The sequence below is a fragment of the Haladaptatus sp. DJG-WS-42 genome, from assembly GCF_037198285.1.
Taxonomy (GTDB): Archaea; Halobacteriota; Halobacteria; order Halobacteriales; family Halococcaceae; genus QDMS2.
Map to the genome: position 1 here is coordinate 2,704,316 of NZ_CP147243.1, position 16,809 is coordinate 2,721,124.

20 protein-coding genes are annotated in these 16,809 nt (G+C 60.9%); 12 read left to right on the plus strand and 8 right to left on the minus strand.

The genetic code is table 11. The features are described from left to right. The first annotated feature begins 11 nt into the window (after nucleotides 1-11). From V5N47_RS14590 to V5N47_RS14600, 3 genes are all read left to right on the plus strand, one after another. Nucleotides 12-788, plus strand: coding sequence for a 3-oxoacyl-ACP reductase family protein (locus V5N47_RS14590; RefSeq protein ID WP_338728551.1), 777 nt, complete (start codon nucleotides 12-14; stop codon nucleotides 786-788). Between the two features lie 45 nt (nucleotides 789-833). Then, nucleotides 834-1,628 carry an enoyl-CoA hydratase-related protein gene (locus V5N47_RS14595; RefSeq protein WP_338728553.1) on the plus strand — a complete coding sequence of 265 codons (795 nt, stop codon included), beginning with the start codon at nucleotides 834-836 and terminating at the stop codon, nucleotides 1,626-1,628. 97 nt (nucleotides 1,629-1,725) lie between these two features. Continuing rightward, the gene (locus V5N47_RS14600; RefSeq protein WP_338728555.1) at nucleotides 1,726-2,865 is read left to right on the plus strand and encodes an acyl-CoA dehydrogenase family protein; all 1,140 of its coding nucleotides are present in this window, start codon (nucleotides 1,726-1,728) and stop codon (nucleotides 2,863-2,865) included. 16 nt (nucleotides 2,866-2,881) lie between these two features. Here V5N47_RS14600 and V5N47_RS14605 read toward each other — a convergent pair whose 3' ends face one another. Both V5N47_RS14605 and V5N47_RS14610 read right to left on the minus strand, forming a co-directional pair. Further along, nucleotides 2,882-4,057: a 3-hydroxyacyl-CoA dehydrogenase gene (locus tag V5N47_RS14605; RefSeq protein WP_338728557.1), complete on the minus strand. Its 1,176-nt coding sequence runs from the start codon at nucleotides 4,055-4,057 to the stop codon at nucleotides 2,882-2,884. A gap of 74 nt (nucleotides 4,058-4,131) precedes the next feature. Next, nucleotides 4,132-5,202 carry a phosphotransferase family protein gene (locus V5N47_RS14610; RefSeq protein WP_338728559.1) on the minus strand — a complete coding sequence of 357 codons (1,071 nt, stop codon included), beginning with the start codon at nucleotides 5,200-5,202 and terminating at the stop codon, nucleotides 4,132-4,134. A gap of 135 nt (nucleotides 5,203-5,337) precedes the next feature. Between V5N47_RS14610 and V5N47_RS14615 the strand changes: the two genes are divergently transcribed. Continuing rightward, nucleotides 5,338-6,090: an NAD-dependent deacylase gene (locus V5N47_RS14615; protein ID WP_338728561.1), complete on the plus strand. Its 753-nt coding sequence runs from the start codon at nucleotides 5,338-5,340 to the stop codon at nucleotides 6,088-6,090. 34 nt (nucleotides 6,091-6,124) lie between these two features. Then, a complete protein-coding gene (locus V5N47_RS14620; protein ID WP_338728563.1) occupies nucleotides 6,125-6,523 on the plus strand; it encodes a cupin domain-containing protein in 399 nt (132 codons plus the stop codon). Here the strand turns inward: V5N47_RS14620 and V5N47_RS14625 are convergent. Beyond that, nucleotides 6,520-6,759 carry a glutaredoxin domain-containing protein gene (locus V5N47_RS14625; RefSeq protein ID WP_338728565.1) on the minus strand — a complete coding sequence of 80 codons (240 nt, stop codon included), beginning with the start codon at nucleotides 6,757-6,759 and terminating at the stop codon, nucleotides 6,520-6,522. The genes V5N47_RS14620 and V5N47_RS14625 overlap by 4 nt on opposite strands. 77 nt (nucleotides 6,760-6,836) lie before the next feature. Here V5N47_RS14625 and V5N47_RS14630 point away from each other — a divergent pair, with 77 nt between their 5' ends. After that, nucleotides 6,837-7,313 (plus strand): redoxin domain-containing protein, encoded by a 477-nt coding sequence (locus V5N47_RS14630; protein ID WP_338728567.1) that lies wholly within the window; start codon nucleotides 6,837-6,839, stop codon nucleotides 7,311-7,313. Between the two features lie 52 nt (nucleotides 7,314-7,365). Next, nucleotides 7,366-7,797, plus strand: a complete 432-nt coding sequence (locus V5N47_RS14635; protein ID WP_338728568.1) for a GNAT family N-acetyltransferase — start codon at nucleotides 7,366-7,368, stop codon at nucleotides 7,795-7,797. Here the strand turns inward: V5N47_RS14635 and V5N47_RS14640 are convergent. Further along, a complete protein-coding gene (locus V5N47_RS14640) occupies nucleotides 7,794-9,011 on the minus strand; it encodes an acyl-CoA dehydrogenase family protein (protein WP_338728569.1) in 1,218 nt (405 codons plus the stop codon). The two genes, V5N47_RS14635 and V5N47_RS14640, sit on opposite strands and share 4 nt — an antisense overlap. 83 nt (nucleotides 9,012-9,094) lie before the next feature. On the opposite strand from V5N47_RS14640, the gene V5N47_RS14645 reads away from it, so the two are divergent. The 3 genes from V5N47_RS14645 (at nucleotide 9,095) to V5N47_RS14655 (ending at nucleotide 12,039) form a co-directional block, all read left to right on the plus strand. Next, complete coding sequence (locus V5N47_RS14645) at nucleotides 9,095-10,252, plus strand: CaiB/BaiF CoA-transferase family protein (protein ID WP_338728570.1); 1,158 nt, start codon at nucleotides 9,095-9,097, stop codon at nucleotides 10,250-10,252. 42 nt (nucleotides 10,253-10,294) lie between these two features. Then, entirely contained in the window at nucleotides 10,295-11,278 is a 984-nt protein-coding gene (locus tag V5N47_RS14650; RefSeq protein ID WP_338728571.1) for an LLM class flavin-dependent oxidoreductase, read from the plus strand. An 86-nt stretch (nucleotides 11,279-11,364) separates the two neighbouring features. Next, nucleotides 11,365-12,039 (plus strand): hypothetical protein, encoded by a 675-nt coding sequence (locus tag V5N47_RS14655; protein ID WP_338728572.1) that lies wholly within the window; start codon nucleotides 11,365-11,367, stop codon nucleotides 12,037-12,039. A gap of 76 nt (nucleotides 12,040-12,115) precedes the next feature. Here V5N47_RS14655 and V5N47_RS14660 read toward each other — a convergent pair whose 3' ends face one another. The 3 genes from V5N47_RS14660 to V5N47_RS14670 are packed head-to-tail and all read right to left on the minus strand — an operon-like array spanning nucleotide 12,116 to nucleotide 14,272. Beyond that, entirely contained in the window at nucleotides 12,116-12,535 is a 420-nt protein-coding gene (locus V5N47_RS14660) for an SDR family oxidoreductase (RefSeq protein ID WP_338728575.1), read from the minus strand. Between the two features lie 43 nt (nucleotides 12,536-12,578). Further along, a complete protein-coding gene (locus V5N47_RS14665; protein WP_338728576.1) occupies nucleotides 12,579-13,262 on the minus strand; it encodes an HAD family hydrolase in 684 nt (227 codons plus the stop codon). A gap of 50 nt (nucleotides 13,263-13,312) precedes the next feature. Further along, nucleotides 13,313-14,272 carry an MBL fold metallo-hydrolase gene (locus V5N47_RS14670; RefSeq protein WP_338728577.1) on the minus strand — a complete coding sequence of 320 codons (960 nt, stop codon included), beginning with the start codon at nucleotides 14,270-14,272 and terminating at the stop codon, nucleotides 13,313-13,315. A gap of 136 nt (nucleotides 14,273-14,408) precedes the next feature. Between V5N47_RS14670 and V5N47_RS14675 the strand changes: the two genes are divergently transcribed. Both V5N47_RS14675 and V5N47_RS14680 read left to right on the plus strand, forming a co-directional pair. Continuing rightward, nucleotides 14,409-15,179, plus strand: coding sequence for an SDR family NAD(P)-dependent oxidoreductase (locus V5N47_RS14675; RefSeq protein WP_338728578.1), 771 nt, complete (start codon nucleotides 14,409-14,411; stop codon nucleotides 15,177-15,179). Then, entirely contained in the window at nucleotides 15,176-16,192 is a 1,017-nt protein-coding gene (locus V5N47_RS14680; RefSeq protein WP_338728579.1) for a TIGR04024 family LLM class F420-dependent oxidoreductase, read from the plus strand. The genes V5N47_RS14675 and V5N47_RS14680 overlap by 4 nt, the downstream gene beginning before the upstream one ends. Here the strand turns inward: V5N47_RS14680 and msrA are convergent. Continuing rightward, nucleotides 16,182-16,724: a peptide-methionine (S)-S-oxide reductase MsrA gene (gene msrA, locus V5N47_RS14685; RefSeq protein WP_338728581.1), complete on the minus strand. Its 543-nt coding sequence runs from the start codon at nucleotides 16,722-16,724 to the stop codon at nucleotides 16,182-16,184. The genes V5N47_RS14680 and msrA overlap by 11 nt on opposite strands. Between the last annotated feature and the right edge of the window lie 85 nt (nucleotides 16,725-16,809).

A 16,809-nucleotide genomic window follows, 5' to 3' on the forward strand; every position in this document is an offset into this window, starting at 1 on the left:
CAGAACCACCCATGGACGCTGTTATGGAGCAATTCGATTTGACCGGGCGCGTCGCCGTCGTAACGGGTGGGAGCCGCGGAATTGGCCGCGCAATCGCTATCGGCCTCGCTGACGCGGGCGCGGCCGTCGTCCCCGCCGCACGCACCGAAGATGACGTTGCCGAGGTCGCCCAAGAAATCAGAGACCGCGGCGGCGAGGCGCTCGCCGCGACGGTTGACGTGACCGACGAAGCCGACATCCGCGCGCTGATGGAGACGGCCGCAGACGAGTTCGGCGGCATCGACTGCGTCGTGAACAACGCCGGTGTAAATCCCGGGAGCGCCCTCGGCGAACCGGAGCAAGTGGACGTAGACGGTCTCGACTTCGTCATCGACGTGAACCTCCGCGGGGCATTCCTCTGTACGAAAGCCGCAGCCGAGTACCTCCACGAGAGCGACGGCGGGTCGGTCATCAACGTCGCAAGCGTCGGCGGCCTCGTTGGCCTCCCGCGCCAACACCCCTACGTCGCCTCCAAACACGGGCTCGTGGGCATCACGAAGAGCATGGCTTTAGACTGGGCCCCAACGGTGCGGGTGAACGCCATCGCACCCGGCTACGTCGATACCGACCTCACCGAAGGCGTCACCGGCAACGACAAACTCGCCCAATCAATCCGCGACCGGACGCCGCTCGACCGCTTTGCCGACCCAGAAGAGCTGGCTGGCCCCGCCGTGTTCCTCGCCAGTCGCGCCGCCTCCTATGTGACCGGCGAGTGTCTCGCCGTCGATGGCGGGTGGACGGCCCGGTAAGTCGGCGGTAGAATCAAGTGCGCAACCCGTCTCGGTGTGGGTAGTATGCCCGCGGATGCCGTCTTGCTCGACATCGAAGAGGGAATTGCGACCATCACGCTGAACCGCCCCGACGTGCGAAACGCCCTCACCCACGAGGTTTCTGGTGGGATTCTTGACGCCCTCTCTGAAATCGAAGCCAGCGACGCACGCTGTGTCATCATCGAAGGCGAAGGTGGTGCGTTCTCCGCCGGCGGTGATATCAACGCGATGATGAAAGGACTCGAAGGAGAATACTCGCTCCCCGAGCGCGAGCAACTCATCGTCCAGCGCACCTCGCGCGCCGTCGTGCGTGTGGCTGAGTTTCATCTCCCAACCATCGCCAAAATCGACGGCGTGGCGTTCGGCGCGGGCGCGAACCTCGCCATCGCCTGTGACATCTTACTCGCTACCGAGGACTCGAAGATTAGCTTCGGCTTCCGGCAGGTCGGCCTCACCGTCGACTCTGGAACCTCGTATTTCCTGCCGCGCATCGTCGGCGAAAACACGGCCAAAGAACTCGTGTTCACCGGCGAACTCGTCGATGCCGACCGCGCAGCGTCACTCGGGTTGTTCAATCACGTCTACCGCGAAGCCGAATTTGAGACGAAAGTCGAGGAGTTCGTCGAGAAGATTGCGACCGGGCCGAGTGTCGCCCTCCGTGCTTCGAAACGGCTCATCCGGCAGGGAATGGAACAGTCGCTCGACCAAGCCATCACGAACGAAGCCACGGCGCAGGTGATGTGTTTCGCCACCGACGACCACGTCGAAGGAGCAACCGCGTTTATGGAAAAGCGCGCGCCTGAGTTCGAAGGCGAGTAACGCCGCGCCGTCCTCGACTTCGGTGCGTGGAGGGTTGGACACGAAAAAATTCTGCCGTCGAACGAAGCTATTTGCATCGTGCTATCATGGTTCGACCATGTCCTTCCAGCTCACGCCAGAGCAAGAGGCGATTCGACAGGCGGTACGCGAATTTGGCGACGCCGAAATCCGTCCGGTCGCCCGCGAATACGACGAGTCACGCGAGTACCCGGAAGCGATCCGTAAGAAGGCTGCCGAATACGACTTCGTCGCGCCGAACATCCCCGAGAAATACGGCGGTGCAGGCCTCGACTTGCTCTCCGTTGCCGTCATCACTGAAGAACTCTGGCGGGCGGACGCCGGAATTGGCAGCGCTATTTCGAGCGCCGGGTTTGGGACGGCCATGCTCATCAAATACGGCGACGAGTGGATGAAAGCAGAATGGCTCCCAAAAATCGCCGCCGGAGAATCGGTTTCTGCAAGCGCCATCTCAGAGCCAGCCCACGGGTCGAACGTCGCCGGAATGGAGACGCAGGCCGAACGGGATGGTGACGAGTGGGTCATAAACGGCACCAAGATGTGGATTACGAACGGCAACGTCGCGGACGTGGCCATCGTGATGGCGAAAACCGACCCCGACGCGGGCCACCGCGGCATCACGGCCTTTCTCGTCCCGACGGACACGCCCGGTTTCACGGCGCACAAAATCGACAACAAACTCGGTATCCACGCCTCAGACCTCGCCGAACTCACCTTCGAAAACCTCCGCATTCCGGAAGCAAACGTGCTCGGTGAAGTGAACAAAGGTTTCTACCAACTCATGAACTTCTTCGCCCACGGCCGAATTAGCGTCGCCTCGCAGGCGCTTGGCGTCGCACAGGCCGCGGTTGACGAGGCCATTTCGTATGCCGGAGAACGCGAGCAGTTCGACCAGCCAATCGCCGAATTCCAAGCGATTCGCCACAAAATTGCGGACATGGCGACGAACGTCGAAGCTGCGCGGTCGCTCAACTACCGCGCAGCCACGGCCGTTGAAGCCGACGACGACGAGCTCGCCGCAAAGTTCGCATCGATGGCAAAACTGTTCGCAAGCGAGCACGCGGTTCGCGTCGCAGACGAGGGCTTGCAGGTCCACGGCGGGGCGGGCTTCGTCACCGACCACCCCGCAGAGCGCTTCTACCGTGATGCGCGGATTACGAAAATCTACGAGGGTACGTCAGAAATCCAGAAAAACATCATCGCAGACCGACTGCTCTAAAGCGTTCGCGCACGCCTCAGTCGTAGGTGTAGAAGCCTTCGCCTGTGGCTTTTCCGGTTTTCCCCTCTTCAACGAGCGAGACGAGATACGAGCTTGGCACAAAGCGGTCTGCGTCCGTGCGTTCGTCGTAGTCACGAAGGGTATCGAGCACCACGTCAAGCCCAATCTCGTCTGCCCGCGCACATGGCCCCTCGGGGAAGCCCGCACCGAGTTTCATCCCCGTATCTATCTCACTCGGGATGGAGACGGCTTGGTCTACGAGTTTCGCCGCCTCGTTTATCATCCGCGCTTCGATGCGAAGGGTATCGACTTCGCCGGATACGTCGTCTTCGGTGTAGTCAGCGCCTCCGTCGTCGTAGTCGTACCAGCCTTTGCCCGATTTTCGCCCGTACTCCTCTGCGTCCACACGCGCTTGCATGGCCGGAGCGATTGGCTTATCCGCTTCTTCTCGCACGCTATGGGAAATGTCGATGCCAGTCATGTCTGCGAGTTCGAACGGCCCCATCGGGTAGCCCCGCTCGTACACCATCGTCGCGTCGATGTCGCGGACGGTTCCCGCGTCTTCTGAGACCATCCATGCAGGTTCATCGAGAAACGGCCCGAGCACGGAGTTCACGACGAAGCCGTTCACATCCTTGCGGACGTAAATTGGCGTCTTGTCGATGGATTCGACAAAGTTGGCCGCCTTCGTGGCAATCGCTTCGCTCGTCTCCTCGCCGTAGATGACCTCCACGAGCGGCATCTTTACCGGTGGGTTAAAAAAGTGCAAGCCAACCACGCGCGCCGGGTTTTCGACCACCTTCGCAATCTGCGTAATCGACAGCGACGAGGTGTTTGTCGCTAGAATCGCATCGGCTGGTGCGTATTCGGAGAGTTCTGAGAAAATGCTCTGTTTTATCGAAAGTCGTTCTGGCGCGGCTTCGATGACGAGGTCTGCGTCCGCGATGGCCTTTTCTAAGTCAACCGCGAGGTCGATGCGGTCGAGGATGGCTGACGCTGATTCGTCGAGTTGTCCTTTCGCTTCCAGCTTTTCGAGACTCCACTGTATCTGGCCGTGTCCCTTCTCTACGTACTCGCGTTCGATGTCGCGGAGCGTCACGTCGTAGCCCGCGATGGCAGTCACCTCCGCGATGCCGTGACCCATGTTCCCCGCGCCGAGCACCGTCACGCGCTGTATCCCCTCTACTACCATGTGTTAACCGCTGTCAGCAACCGAGTTAATTCCACCGCCGATAGTGGTCGATTTTCACCGGAAAAGCGGTGTGTTCAGAGCGACTCTTTACCGTCGATGATGCGTTTGGCGCGGTCTGTGAGCTGTTGGACCTGCGTCTCCATCTGCGGGTAGAGGTCGTCGTCGCTGTTGCCTTCGAGATATCGCCGGTAGAACATTTCACCGAGACCGATGAGTTTGAACACCGCGAGCGTCCGGTAGAAGCGCTCGTGGACGAACTCTCGGCCAGTCTGTTCTTCGTAGCGGTCAACGAGGGCTTGGCGGCTTGGGTAGCCCTCGCGCTCCATGAATCGCGCCATCAAGTCAGGCACTGCGGGCGGTTCATCACCGTCGTCGCGCCAGTAGGCGAGCATCCAGCCGAGGTCACAGAGTGGGTCCCCGAGCGTCGAAAGTTCCCAGTCGAACACGCCGACGATTTCGGGAGGCGTCCCCGGCCCGAACATCACGTTGTCGAGTTTGTAGTCGCCGTGGACGAGCGTGTGGTCGTGGCTTTCTGGCGTGTTTTCGACGAGCCAGTCGTACACTTCTTCGACGCCGGAAACGGTACGGTCTTTTTCCGTGACTTCGCTCGCCCAGTCGAACTGCTTTTTCCAGCGGCTAACCTGCCGCTCGGTGTAGCCCTCTGGATAGCCAAACTCACCGAGACCGACGGCTTCGTAGTCCGTCTCGTGAATCTCCGCGAGCGCATCGACGAGCTGTTCGCCGACCTGTTCGCGCGGCTCGGGGTGGGCAAAGCGCTCTGGTTCGTCTCGGCGGAGCACGTCGCCCGCTTCTTTTTCCATCACGTAGAAGTCACACCCGAGCACGGAGTGGTCGTCCGTGCCGAGGATGGTGCGCGGCACGCGGACAGGCGTGTCCTGCAGGGCGTTCATCACCTTGTACTCGCGGAGCACGTCGTGGGCGGACTCTGCAGTCTCACCCGGTGGTGGGCGGCGAATAACGAGTTCGAGGTCGCCCCACGTCACGAACAGCGTCTCGTTTGAGTGGCCCTCTTTGTGGTGGCGAACGTCGTACTCTGTGACCGCGCCTAACTCGGCTTCGAGGAACTCGGCGAGTTTCTCCTCGTCTACGATGCGCGAGAAGTACTCCTCTGAATGATCGCTCACAGTGCCCACCTCAGATAGATGTTCCCTAACATGGTCGCGGCTACAACGTCCGGCTACGAAAACCTGCGGGTATCGGCGGCTGTTGGTGAGCAAAATTCGGGACACGTCTTTTGTCTCTCACTCCAATGTGGCCCTATGGACGAGGCACTCTCGCAGGCGGCCACCGCAATCCAGGAGGCAGACGCTGTTGTCGCGCTCACGGGCGCAGGCGTTAGCACTGCCTCTGGCATCCCCGACTTTCGCAGCGAAGACGGTCTCTGGCAGAAACACGACCCACAGAGCTTTCACTTCAGCCGGTTTCACGCAGACCCCGAAGGATTTTGGCGCGACCGCCTTTCGATGTTCGAAGACATCTACGCCGGGGGCGATATCGCGCCCAACGACGCTCACGTCGCGCTCGCGGCCCTCGAAGCTGCGGGCCACCTCGACACGCTCATCACCCAGAACATCGACGGCCTGCACCGCGAGGCAGGCTCTGAAGACCTCATCGAACTCCACGGTACGGGCGCAGCAGTCGCCTGCATGGACTGCGGCGAGCGCGCCGACGCAGCCCCGACGTGGGAGGAAGTCAAAGCCGGAAACGTCCCGCCGCGCTGTGCGTTGTGTGACGGTATCGTAAAGCCTGCCGTCGTGCTGTTCGGCGAATCCATGCCCGAGGTGGCGATGTCGCGTGCGCACTCGCTCGCCACATCCTGTGACGTGTTTCTCGTCGCGGGGTCATCGCTCTCGGTTGAACCGGCCGCTTCACTCCCACGCATCGCGGCGAGAAACGGCGCGACGACCATCTACGTGAACTTAGCCGACACCGGCTTCGACGCTGACTACACCTTCGACGCTGACGTGACCGACGTGCTCCCGCGACTCGTCTCCGCGGTCCGCAAGCCCTAGTGTTTTGGTAACGCGCACCGTGGGCTCTGACACTATGGACTACGGCGTTGCCCACACCAAAGACGTGCCCGTGACCGACCTCTCTGAAATCGAGGAACTCCCACCAGACCTCAATATCCGCTCGCTCGACGATGCGCTTGGCTTAGAAAAGATGAACGCGAAGCTCTGGTACCTCGAACCCGGCGAGCAGATTGGCTATCACGCCCATTCAGAACAGGAGGAGTTCTACTACGTCATCGAAGGTACGTTCTCGCTGAAACTGGGGCGTTCTGGAGAAGAAGAAATCCACGAAGTCGGCCCGGGGACGTTCTTTGCGGCTGGCCCAGAAATCGGCCACGGCTATCGCAACGTCGGCGACGAACAGGGGGTTGTGCTGGCGATTGGAACGCCACCGGTACACGACCCCGGCTTAGACCCACACGCGCTCGATTAGGCGTAGGAGGCTTCGAGATACTCGTTTATTTTCGCAGACTCGGCCATCGTCACGCCGTACTCTTCATCAACCAGCACGGGGACGCCCCGCTGGCCGGAGACGCGTTTGACTTCGTTTCGCTTCGAGTGGAGGGCTTCGACCCAGACGCTCTCGAACTCGACATTGAGTTCTTCGAGTTTGTCCACGACGAGTTCACACCACGGACAGCCTTCGAGTCGGTAGAGAGTGAGGCTCATAGCACGCAGAAGCACCCACAGAAAGAAAAGTGTGTTCGGCCCGGAGGATTTTGATGGGTTCACCCATTGTAACGAATATGCCACCAGCCACAGGCGAGCGAGCACCCAACTTCACGGCCCTGTACTGTGACGGCGAAACCTTCCGCGAAGCCAGCCTCGATGCCGTCCTTGGCGAACGCGGCGGCGTCCTCGTCTTTTCCGGATTTACCGGAAGCGCCATCACTCACAATTGGTGGACGCGCTATGCGAAGGCTGGCTGGGACGAGTTCGATGGGATGACCGTCACCGGCGTCACGCGCGACGGGCCGTATGCACAAAATGCCTTCCTGCGCGCCCTCGACAGCCCGTTTTCGCTGTTCGCAGACGTAGACGCCCGCGCTATCTCCGCGTTCGACCTCCTCTGCGAACGCGAAGGGATGGCTGGCGTCTCGACGGCGCGCAGAGCCGTGTTCGTCCTCAATGCGAACCGTGTCGTCCAGTATCGCTGGCTTGCTGAGGACTGGATTTCACCGGTGCCACGCAAGGAGATTGAAGCCGCAATCGCCGGGTGTTGAGCGTTGACTGAGTCCGGCGGTTTATCTTTGTAGACCACGAATATTCTGTCATATGCGTCCGTCTATCCACGTCGTCGAGTCCGACGCGGAGTATGAAGCTGCTCTCTCCGTTCGATTCCGGGTTTTCGTAGAGGAGCAAAACGTTCCAGAAGACTTGGAAGTTGATGAGTACGAAGCCGACTGCGTCCACTTCGTCGCGTACATCGATGATGAGGCCGTTGGAGCCGCGCGGCTTCGCCCGCTCGACGACGAACGGGCGAAAGTAGAGCGCGTGGCCGTCCTCGAACCGTATCGCGGTAACGGGCTTGGCTTCGAACTCATGGCTTGTGTCGAGTCAGAGGCCCACGCACGCGGCTACAACCATCTCATCCTCAACTCACAAGTGCACGCAAAGCCGTTCTACGAGCGCCTTGGGTACCTCCAGCAAGGAGACGAGTTCGAAGAAGCAGGCATCCCCCACGTCAAAATGGACAAACTGTTTTAGAGGCCGAGTTGCTTCGCAATCGTGTTTAGCTGAATTTCGTCTGTTCCTTCCACGATACGAAGGATTCGCGCAAGGTGGAGGTGATCCATGAACGGGTTTTCCTCTGCGACGCCGTTGCCACCGTGAACCTGCACCGCGTCGTCTGCGAGTTGCCAGTAGGCGTCCGTCGCAAGCCATTTGAACGCAGACGACGCCTGTATCGCGTCTTCGTCGCGTGCCATCAGCCACGCACAACGAAGCCCCGCAGCCGCTGCAGCATCGAGCCGTGCCTTCCCGCGAGCGATTTTCGCAGAAATTTGCTGGAACTCGCCAATGGGCTGGCCGAACGCTTCGCGGTCGTTCGCGTAGGAAACACACTCGTCTACGAGGTGACTGGCGTAGCCCACGGCTTCGGCACCGAGCTCAAGGCGGCCGAGCGAGAGGAAGTCCATCGCGGTGTAGAACGCCTCATCGACCGCCCCAAGCACGCGCGAATCAGGGACGCGAACCTCGTCAAAGATGAGTTCTGCCTGCATACCTTCCATGCCGACGGCGTTGTTCATCGAGCCAAGTTCGTACTCGTCCGCTTCGACGATAAAGCACGTAATGCCGCCGTAGCGTCCCGCTGTTTCTTGAGGCGTCGTCCGCGCGAACACCTGCACGAAGTCGGCGTAGGGTGCGTTCGTAATCCACTGCTTTCGGCCGGTTATCACCCACTCTTCGCCTTGCTTTCGCGCCGTCGTCTGCATATTTGGAGAGTCTGAGCCAGCCCCGGGTTCGGTCTGTGCGAACGCCGTCGATTGCTCGCCGCGGACGACTGGTTTCAGGTAGGTCTCGGTTTGCGTTGCATCCGCCTGCAGTAAGAGTGGCTTTGGCCCCTCTGGCCCGGCGAGAATATGACGGGTGAGACCGGTTCCTTTGGCGGCAACATGTTTTTTCGCGCGATACCACGTCACCGTCGAGACGCCTTCGCCACCCACGCGTTCGGGCAAATTCATCGCGTAGAAACCTGCGTCTGCGCTCTTCTTGCGGATGGTCTCGACCGCATCGAGCACTTCGGGAACGAGCCGTCCGTCCGTTTCGTGTTGCAATCGCGGATTGGCGTACACCTCACCCAACTCGGCTTCGAGTGGTCTGACTTCGCGTTCGATGAATTGGTCGAGGCTCTGGCGGATGAGTCGGGTTTCTTCGTCCACTTCGAAAGAAACCCCGCCGTGGTTGTTTTCTGCGGGCATGACGCTACCAACACAGGTTGAGGAGTTAACGTTCAGGGGCGTCCCGGCACGACCATTAAGTAACCTCCACGTGAGGTGCGAGCATGGATCTCTCTGGTGTTCGCATCCTCGATTTAACTCGACTCCTGCCCGGTCCCTACGCCACCCAACTCCTCTCTGACCTCGGCGCAGATGTCATCAAAGTTGAGGACACCGGCGCGGGCGACTACGCGCGAGCAATGGCGCCACTCACCGACGAGGGCATCGGCGCGGTGTTCGACGGCGTGAATCGCGGCAAACGAAGCGTCGCCATCGACCTGAAAGCAGCCGCTGGACAGGAAGCGTTCTACAAACTCGTCGAAAGTGCAGACGTAGTGTTTGAAAGCTTTCGCCCGGGCGTCACAGAACGGTTGGGAATCGACTACGACACGCTCACTGAGCGCAACCCGAAACTCGTCTACTGCTCGTTGTCTGGGTTCGGACAGACCGGCCCGCTTGCAGACGCCGTTGGCCACGACTTGAATTATATCGGCCTCGCAGGGATGCTCGATATGACCCGCGAAGACGAGACGTCGAAGCCCCAAATTCCGGGCTACCCGACAGCGGACATGGCTGGCGGCCTCTTTTGTGCGTTCTCCATCGTAAGCGGCCTTCTCTCACGCGAACTCGGTAACGGTGGAAGCTACGTTGACGTGTCGATGACCGATGTCGTCCTCTCGTTTTCTCACGCCCTCGCCGCCCCCGCCTTCGACGGTGAGACGCCGCGGCCGGGCGAAACGATGCTCACCGGCGAGTACCCGTGGTACGACGTGTACGCCGCGAAAGACGGCTACGTAACGCTCGCCGCGCTCGAACCGAAGTTCTGGGAAGCCTTCTGTGAGGCAGTCGGTAGAACCGACCTCATCGCTGCCCACATGACCGAGGACCCGGCAGAGCGCGAGGCCCTCCGCGAGGAGCTCTCGAACCTCTTTGCCGGGAAAACGCGTGACGAGTGGGTCGACCTCCTCAGCGCTGTGGACGCCGCCTTCGGCGGGGTGTACACGCTCACCGAAGCCCTCAACCACCCACAAATCGCATCTCGCATCGTCAAACGACCCGAAGACGGCCGCCCGCGCATCGGCTTCCCGGCCGTCACCGACCGAACCCCTGAGACGGACGAATCGCTTCCCGCACAGGGCGAACACACCGAAGCGGTGCTGCGAGACGTGGGTCTCTCGCCGTTCAACATCGACACACTGCGCCGCGACGGCGTTATCGACTGACCGGCCACCAAGAGTTATTTGCCCGGCGCGAGGAGTGCAACCATGCGACTTGGCCTGTTACTGCCGCACATTGGTACCGTCAATCCGACAGAGCTTGCAGTTCGCGCAGAGGACTTGGGTTATGGCTCCGTCTGGCTCGGGGAACTCTGGGGATCTGACTCGACGATTCAGCTCACTGCTATCGCCGGAGAGACCGACGATATCGAGATTGGCACGGCGATTCTCAACGTTTTCTCGCGCTCGCCTGCCGTCCTCGCCATGACCGCCGCCACGTTAGACCGCGTCTCAGATGGCCGGTTCACCCTCGGCCTCGGGACGAGCACGCCAAAGGCAATCGAAGACCTCCATGGCATGCCCTTCGACCGCCCTGTGCGCCGCTCGCACGAAACCATCGAACTCGTCAAACAGTTCCTCGGCGGCGGCGACGAGCGCGTGAACTACGACGGTGAACTATTCGAGACAAAGGACTTCCCGCCGCTTGACGCCGACGTTGAGGTGTACCACGCCGCGCTCGGCCCCGCAAACCGCCGCGTGGTTGCGCGCCTCGCAGACGGGTGGATTCCACACAACATTCCGTTCCCGCACGTAGAAGCGGCGTTCGAGTACGTCGCAGAACACGCAGAGAAGGCGGGCCGCGACCCGGACGACATCACCGTCGCGCCCTACATTCCGTCTGCCGTGAGCGACGACGAGGCGGAAGCCCACGACGCGATTCGGGGACACATCGCGTACTACGTCGGCAGTGGGAAGGGCTACCAACGCGCCGTCGCCCAGTTGTTCCCCGAGGAAGCAGACGCCGTCGCAGACGCGTGGCGCAGCGGTGACCGCAAAGGTGCGGCGGCCGAAGTCACAGACGAGATGGTGGCAGCCCTCGGCGTCTCTGGGACGCCCGAACAGGCACGCGACCGACTCCGCGATGTGATAGCGAATCCGGCCATCGACCGGCCGCTCATCACCATTCCGAATCAGACAGCTGAACAGTTAGCCGAACAGACGATTGAGGCGCTATCGCCGTCGAATCTCTGAATTAGTGATAGTACTGTTTTCTGATTAATCACTCCTTAGACCCCGATTTACGGGGTGCATAGGAAAGGGGATAGCCTGATTTTGCCATGATGATGACGAAGAAAACCCGCCGCCGCTTCCTCCAAGTGACAGGCAGTGCAATCGCAGTCGGCCTCGCCGGCTGTTCTGGCAACAGTGGTGAAGGCGAGACCACTGAGAACGACACGACCACGGAAGGCGACATGACGACCACCGAGGACAACATGACGACCACCGAAAACGCCACCACCACCGAGGCTGCGATGGAAGGCCCCGGCGGAGAGGACGGAGAGCACTGGCACGGTGCGATGTACCTCGAAGTCGACGGCGAGCGCATGAACCTCTCGACCGAGACGTTCGTGGACGACGAAAACCTCGAACCGTTCCACTTCCACACCGAGAAGAACAACAACAACAAGTGGCACCTCTCAGAGGAAGCCGTCACGCTCGGTGAAGGCCTCAATCAGGTGCCGAACATCAGCTACCAGAAGATGGGCGAGAACTCGTCGCTCACCGTGGACGGCGAAACCTATGACTCGAGCGACTTTAACACGAACATCGCCATCCAGCAGCGCGACGTGACCATCGACCCAACCCAGTATCAGGTCAAAGACGGCGACATCTTCTGGGTCATGATTTCGACCGACGGCAGCGAACCAACGCCGAACCTTGAAGGTGGCGTCGAAGAAGACGACTCGACCGACAACTCAACGGAAACCACGACGACGGAGATGAACAGCTAACCTCTCCGCCCTACGCAATCCCTTCGCCCTCCGGGATTTTCACGCACCTCACCATACATCGGCCATGAGCCGCGGCTCAGAACGAAAACAGGTCGATGCCGCCGGTCACGCCAATGACCTGTCCCGTGATGTAACTCGCTTGCTCGCTCGACAAGTAGGCAATCAGGTTCGACACGTCGCGTTCGCGGCCGAGTTTCTGCATCGGCGTTGCTTTGCGAATGCGCTCGAACATCGGATTCGTCGCTGCTAATTCTTCGGATGAGAGGTCTGCGAGCGCATCCATCACGATGTTCGGCGTGATGATGTTGCAGGTGACGGCGTGAGCAGTCCCACCCGCCGCTCGAATCTCGTTTGCAACCGTCTCTGCGGCTTCAGCCGCTACATCAAGAACGACGACGGTTGCGCCTTCTGCGGCGAGCACGCGACAATCTTCGCTTCCGATACGACCTGCGCCTCCGGTGACGAGGGCGGTTTTCCCAGACAGTCCGAAATCCATATCCGGCGATTCACCGGGGTGTGTGTTAATCGTTTGGCAGGACTCAGGCACGCAGGCCGACGATGCGGAGGATTTCGCGCAGGTCGTCGATGACGTAATCAACCGCCGGGCCGTCTGTTGCACCGTAGGCAATGGTCGTGAGCCCCGCCTCGCGGCCGCCGACCATGTCGTGGCTGTAGCGGTCGCCAATCATCACGCTGCTGTCGGGTGAGACGCCCGCGCGCTCTAAGGCCGTCTGGAACATCGCTTGGTCTGGCTTTTTCTTGCCGACTTCTTCGGAGGTTGTGACGTGGTCGAAGTGGCTGAGCACATCGAGCGTATCGAGAATCTGGCGGCCTTCGCGGTCGTCTACGTCGCTGATGACGCCAAGATAGAGGCCTGCGTCATCGAGTACTTCGAGGGTTTCTTTTGCGCCGTCGTGGGGTCGAATCGTGCCGTAGGTCGCCGCTTCGAAGAGTGACTTCCACTCGGCTTCTGGAACCGTCCGGCCAAGGAGTTCGTCTACGGCGTACTGATACCCGGCTGCGGCAGGTCGATAGTTCGTCCCCTCCGTCCCACTGAAGTAGTCGCCAAGCGCGCTTCGCCACGTCGCTTTCGCGCCCTCATGGTCGGTAAGGTCGTGTGCGTCTGCGAGCAGGCGAATGAACTCGTCGTGGCCCTCTCTGACCGACGAGAGGTCGAGCAGGACGCCACCGATATCGAAAAATACTGCGTCAAAGTCACTCATTGGTCGCACATAAGAAAACCGGGTACAAGAGGGTGTGGCTCTCGGCAGGGTCAGGGTGCGAGGCGAAACCGCCTGACACCGTCCACAATGGTTGACGTGACAACCCCCTGTTGCTCTAACCACAGCACCATGCCGTAGGATTCGGGTAACAAGGAACTGCGCTCGCGGTCAGTTCGGGCTCGCTCCGTGGCGACAGCGGCTCCGGTCTCGATGCCGGAATCGAGCAGCGTTGTGACCCACTCACAAAGGTTGTCGAGGCTTGCACGCGACTGGGCTATCGACTCGTGAAACGACTCGTGTACCGGCCCGTGGCCAGGGTACACGCGGTCTATGTCGAGCGTTCCAAGGCGGTCTATCCCTTCGTAGAACGTTGGAATCGTCTCCCCAACGCCGTTGTCGAGACCGACGTGGAGGCCAACCGAACGGAACGGTTCGATGGCCATATCACCGGAAAAGAGGGTGCGCGTCTCATCGAAGTCGGCCGCATAGCACAGGTGGTCTGCCTGATGGCCACCTGCGTGCACCGCGGTGTAGTCGAACCCACCAATCGAAACCGTTTCACCCGGTTCAACCCACCGAGAAACGTCGGCAGGCGGAAGGAGCCGACGATTTCTCGTGAGCGAGCGAACCGACATCTCGACGGCGGCTGCAACGTCTTCGACGCCCGCTGCTTGTGCGTTCGTTTCGACGACAGCAGCGAGGTCGGCTTCGTCTCGGGCGAACCGCTGTTCGACGCTCGCGGGTGCGTAGAGGCGCGGTGACCCAGCATCGAGTACCGTCTCGACCTGTCCGATGTGGTCTACGTGTGGGTGGGTGATGACGAGGTGGTCGATGTCGGCGGGTGCGAAGCCAACCGCGCCGAGTCCGTCGCGCAGTATTTCGCGGGCGTCCTCACCGGGCGTTCCGGCATCGAACAACACCGTCTCCGGGCCATCGACCAGATAGGCCGCGACGTGGCCCGGCTCCCAGTCAACCGGAAATTCGATGCGGTGGACGGCGGGGACAGTCATTGACCCGGTTGTCGCCCGTCGCGCCGAAAAGGGTTCGGCTTTCGGTGGCTTCTGCCGAACCCAAGTTTATTGCACCAGAACCGCAACCAGTAAACTGGTTTACTATGGTACGCGACCACAAAACGAGGCTAGCCCGATGACGGGCCAGTTCAGCGTTTCCGGCCAGACGGCGCTCATCACGGGCGCCTCAAGCGGTATCGGGAAGGTAATCGCAGAGCAGTTCGCCGCAGACGGCGCGAACGTCGTCATCTGCTCGCGCGAACGCGACAACGTTCAACCCGTCGCAGACGGCATCACCGACGCGGGCGGCGAGGCGCTCGCCGTCGAGTGTGACGTGACCGACCGCGAAGCCGTAAACGCCGTCGTCGCGGCAACCGTCGAGACGTTCGGTGGCGTGAACACGCTCGTGAACAACGCAGGAGCCTCGTTCATGGCCAACTTCGAGGACATTTCTGAAAACGGCTGGAAGACGATTGTGGACATCAATCTTCATGGAACCTACCACTGCTCGCAAGCTGCAGGCGCGGTCATGCGCGAGCGCGGCGGTGGCTCGATTGTCAACATCGCCAGCGTCGCCGGGACGCTCGGGTCGCCTTACATGAGCCACTACGGTGCGGCGAAAGCGGCGGTCATCAACCTCACCAAGTCGCTTTCCTTCGAGTGGGCAGACGACGACGTGCGCGTAAACGGCATCGCCCCCGGCTTCGTCGCCACGCCCGGCGTCGAAAGTCAGATGGGCGTCACCGGCGAGAACATCGACCGAACCGAGGTCAAACGCCGGATTGGCGTGAGCGAAGAGATTGCGGACATCGCTCAGTTCCTCGCAAGCCCAGCCTCGTCGTACATCGTCGGCGAAACGCTTACCGCACAAGGTGTCCCGCAGATTCTAGAGAGTCCAGAGATATGAGTGACGTTGCCTACGACGTGTTCCTCCCGGTCGCCGCACAGCCGAGCGTGAAGTCGCTCGTCGCCCAAACAAAACGCGCAGAAGACCTCGGTTACGAGTGGGCGTGGCTCCCCGAGACGTGGGGCAGAGACGCCGTCACGACGCTCGCCACGATTGCTCATGAGACCGTCGAAATCGGCATCGGAACGAGCATCATGCCCGTCTACTCGCGTTCGCCCGCTCTGATTGGCCAGACTGCCGCGACGCTGCAAGAGGTCTCAGACGGCCGCTTCCGCCTCGGCCTCGGCCCGAGTGGGCCAATCGTCATCGAAGGCTGGCACGGCCAGTCGTTCGACCGCCCGCTTCGCTACACGCGCGAGACCATCGACATCGTCAAACTCGTTCTCTCGGGCGAAACGGTGGACTACGACGGTGACATCTTCAATCTCGGCGGATTCAGACTGCGCTGTGACCCGCCCGAAGTCCCGCCGGGCATCGACGCTGCAGGCATGGGACCGAAATCTGTCGAACTCGCCGGTCGCTTCGCGGACGGGTGGCACGCGCTGATGTTCACCGAACAGGGGCTCAAAGACCGCCTCGAAGACCTCAGACGCGGCGCGAAACTCGCGGGCAGGGACCCGGACGACATCCGCGTGAACGTCGGTCTCGGATGTTGTGTCCTCGACGACGCAGAACACGCCCGCGACCTCGCCCGCCAGCACCTCGCGTTCTACATCGGCGGGATGGGCACGTTCTATCGCGATTCACTCGCCCGACAGGGCTGGGAAGATGTGGCGATGACCGTCTCTGAAGAGTGGTCCAATCGCAACCGCGAGGCTGCACTCGAAGCCATTCCAGACGAATTGCTTGACCAGATGTCGGCTGCGGGGACGAAAGAGCAGGCAAAAGAGAGCATCGAACGCTTCGCGAGCATCGACGGCGTGGACGCGATTAGCGTCTCGTTCCCACGCGGGGCAGAGCAAGAAGAGATCAATGCGACGCTCGACGCGCTCGCGCCCGATTCTACTGCGTAACCAGTTCGCCAAACTGCTTTCGCACCTTATCGAGTTTCGGCGGAATCGTCACCGCACAGTAGCCCTGATTCGGGTTTTTCTCGTAGAAGTCCTGGTGGTACTCCTCTGCGTCGTAGTAGGTTCCAAGCGGTTCTACCTCGGTGACGATTGGGTCGTCGTAGGTCCCAGCGGCTTCGAGTTCGTCGATGACTGCTTGGGCGCGCTCGCGCTGTTCCTCGTCGTGATAGAAGATGGCCGAGCGATACTGCGTGCCAACGTCGTTGCCCTGCCGATTGAGCGTGGTCGGATCGTGAACGGTGAAAAACACTCGCAGGAGGTCGATGTAGGTGAGGTCATCGGTGTCGTAGGTGACCTGAATCGCCTCCGCGTGGCCGGTCGTTCCCGAGCAGATTTGCTCGTAGGTCGGATTTTCTGTCTCGCCGCCGGTGTACCCGGAGGTCACGTCGGTCACGCCGCGCAGTTCTTTGAACGCCGCTTCAACACACCAGAAACAGCCACCAGCGAACGTCGCTGTGGCCAGTGAGTCGGACATGGCTGTCCATTGGCGCTCCTGACGTAAGAACGCAAGGCCTCAAGGTGAGAGCGTTTAAGGTCGCGCCCTCGGAATCTGCGTGCAA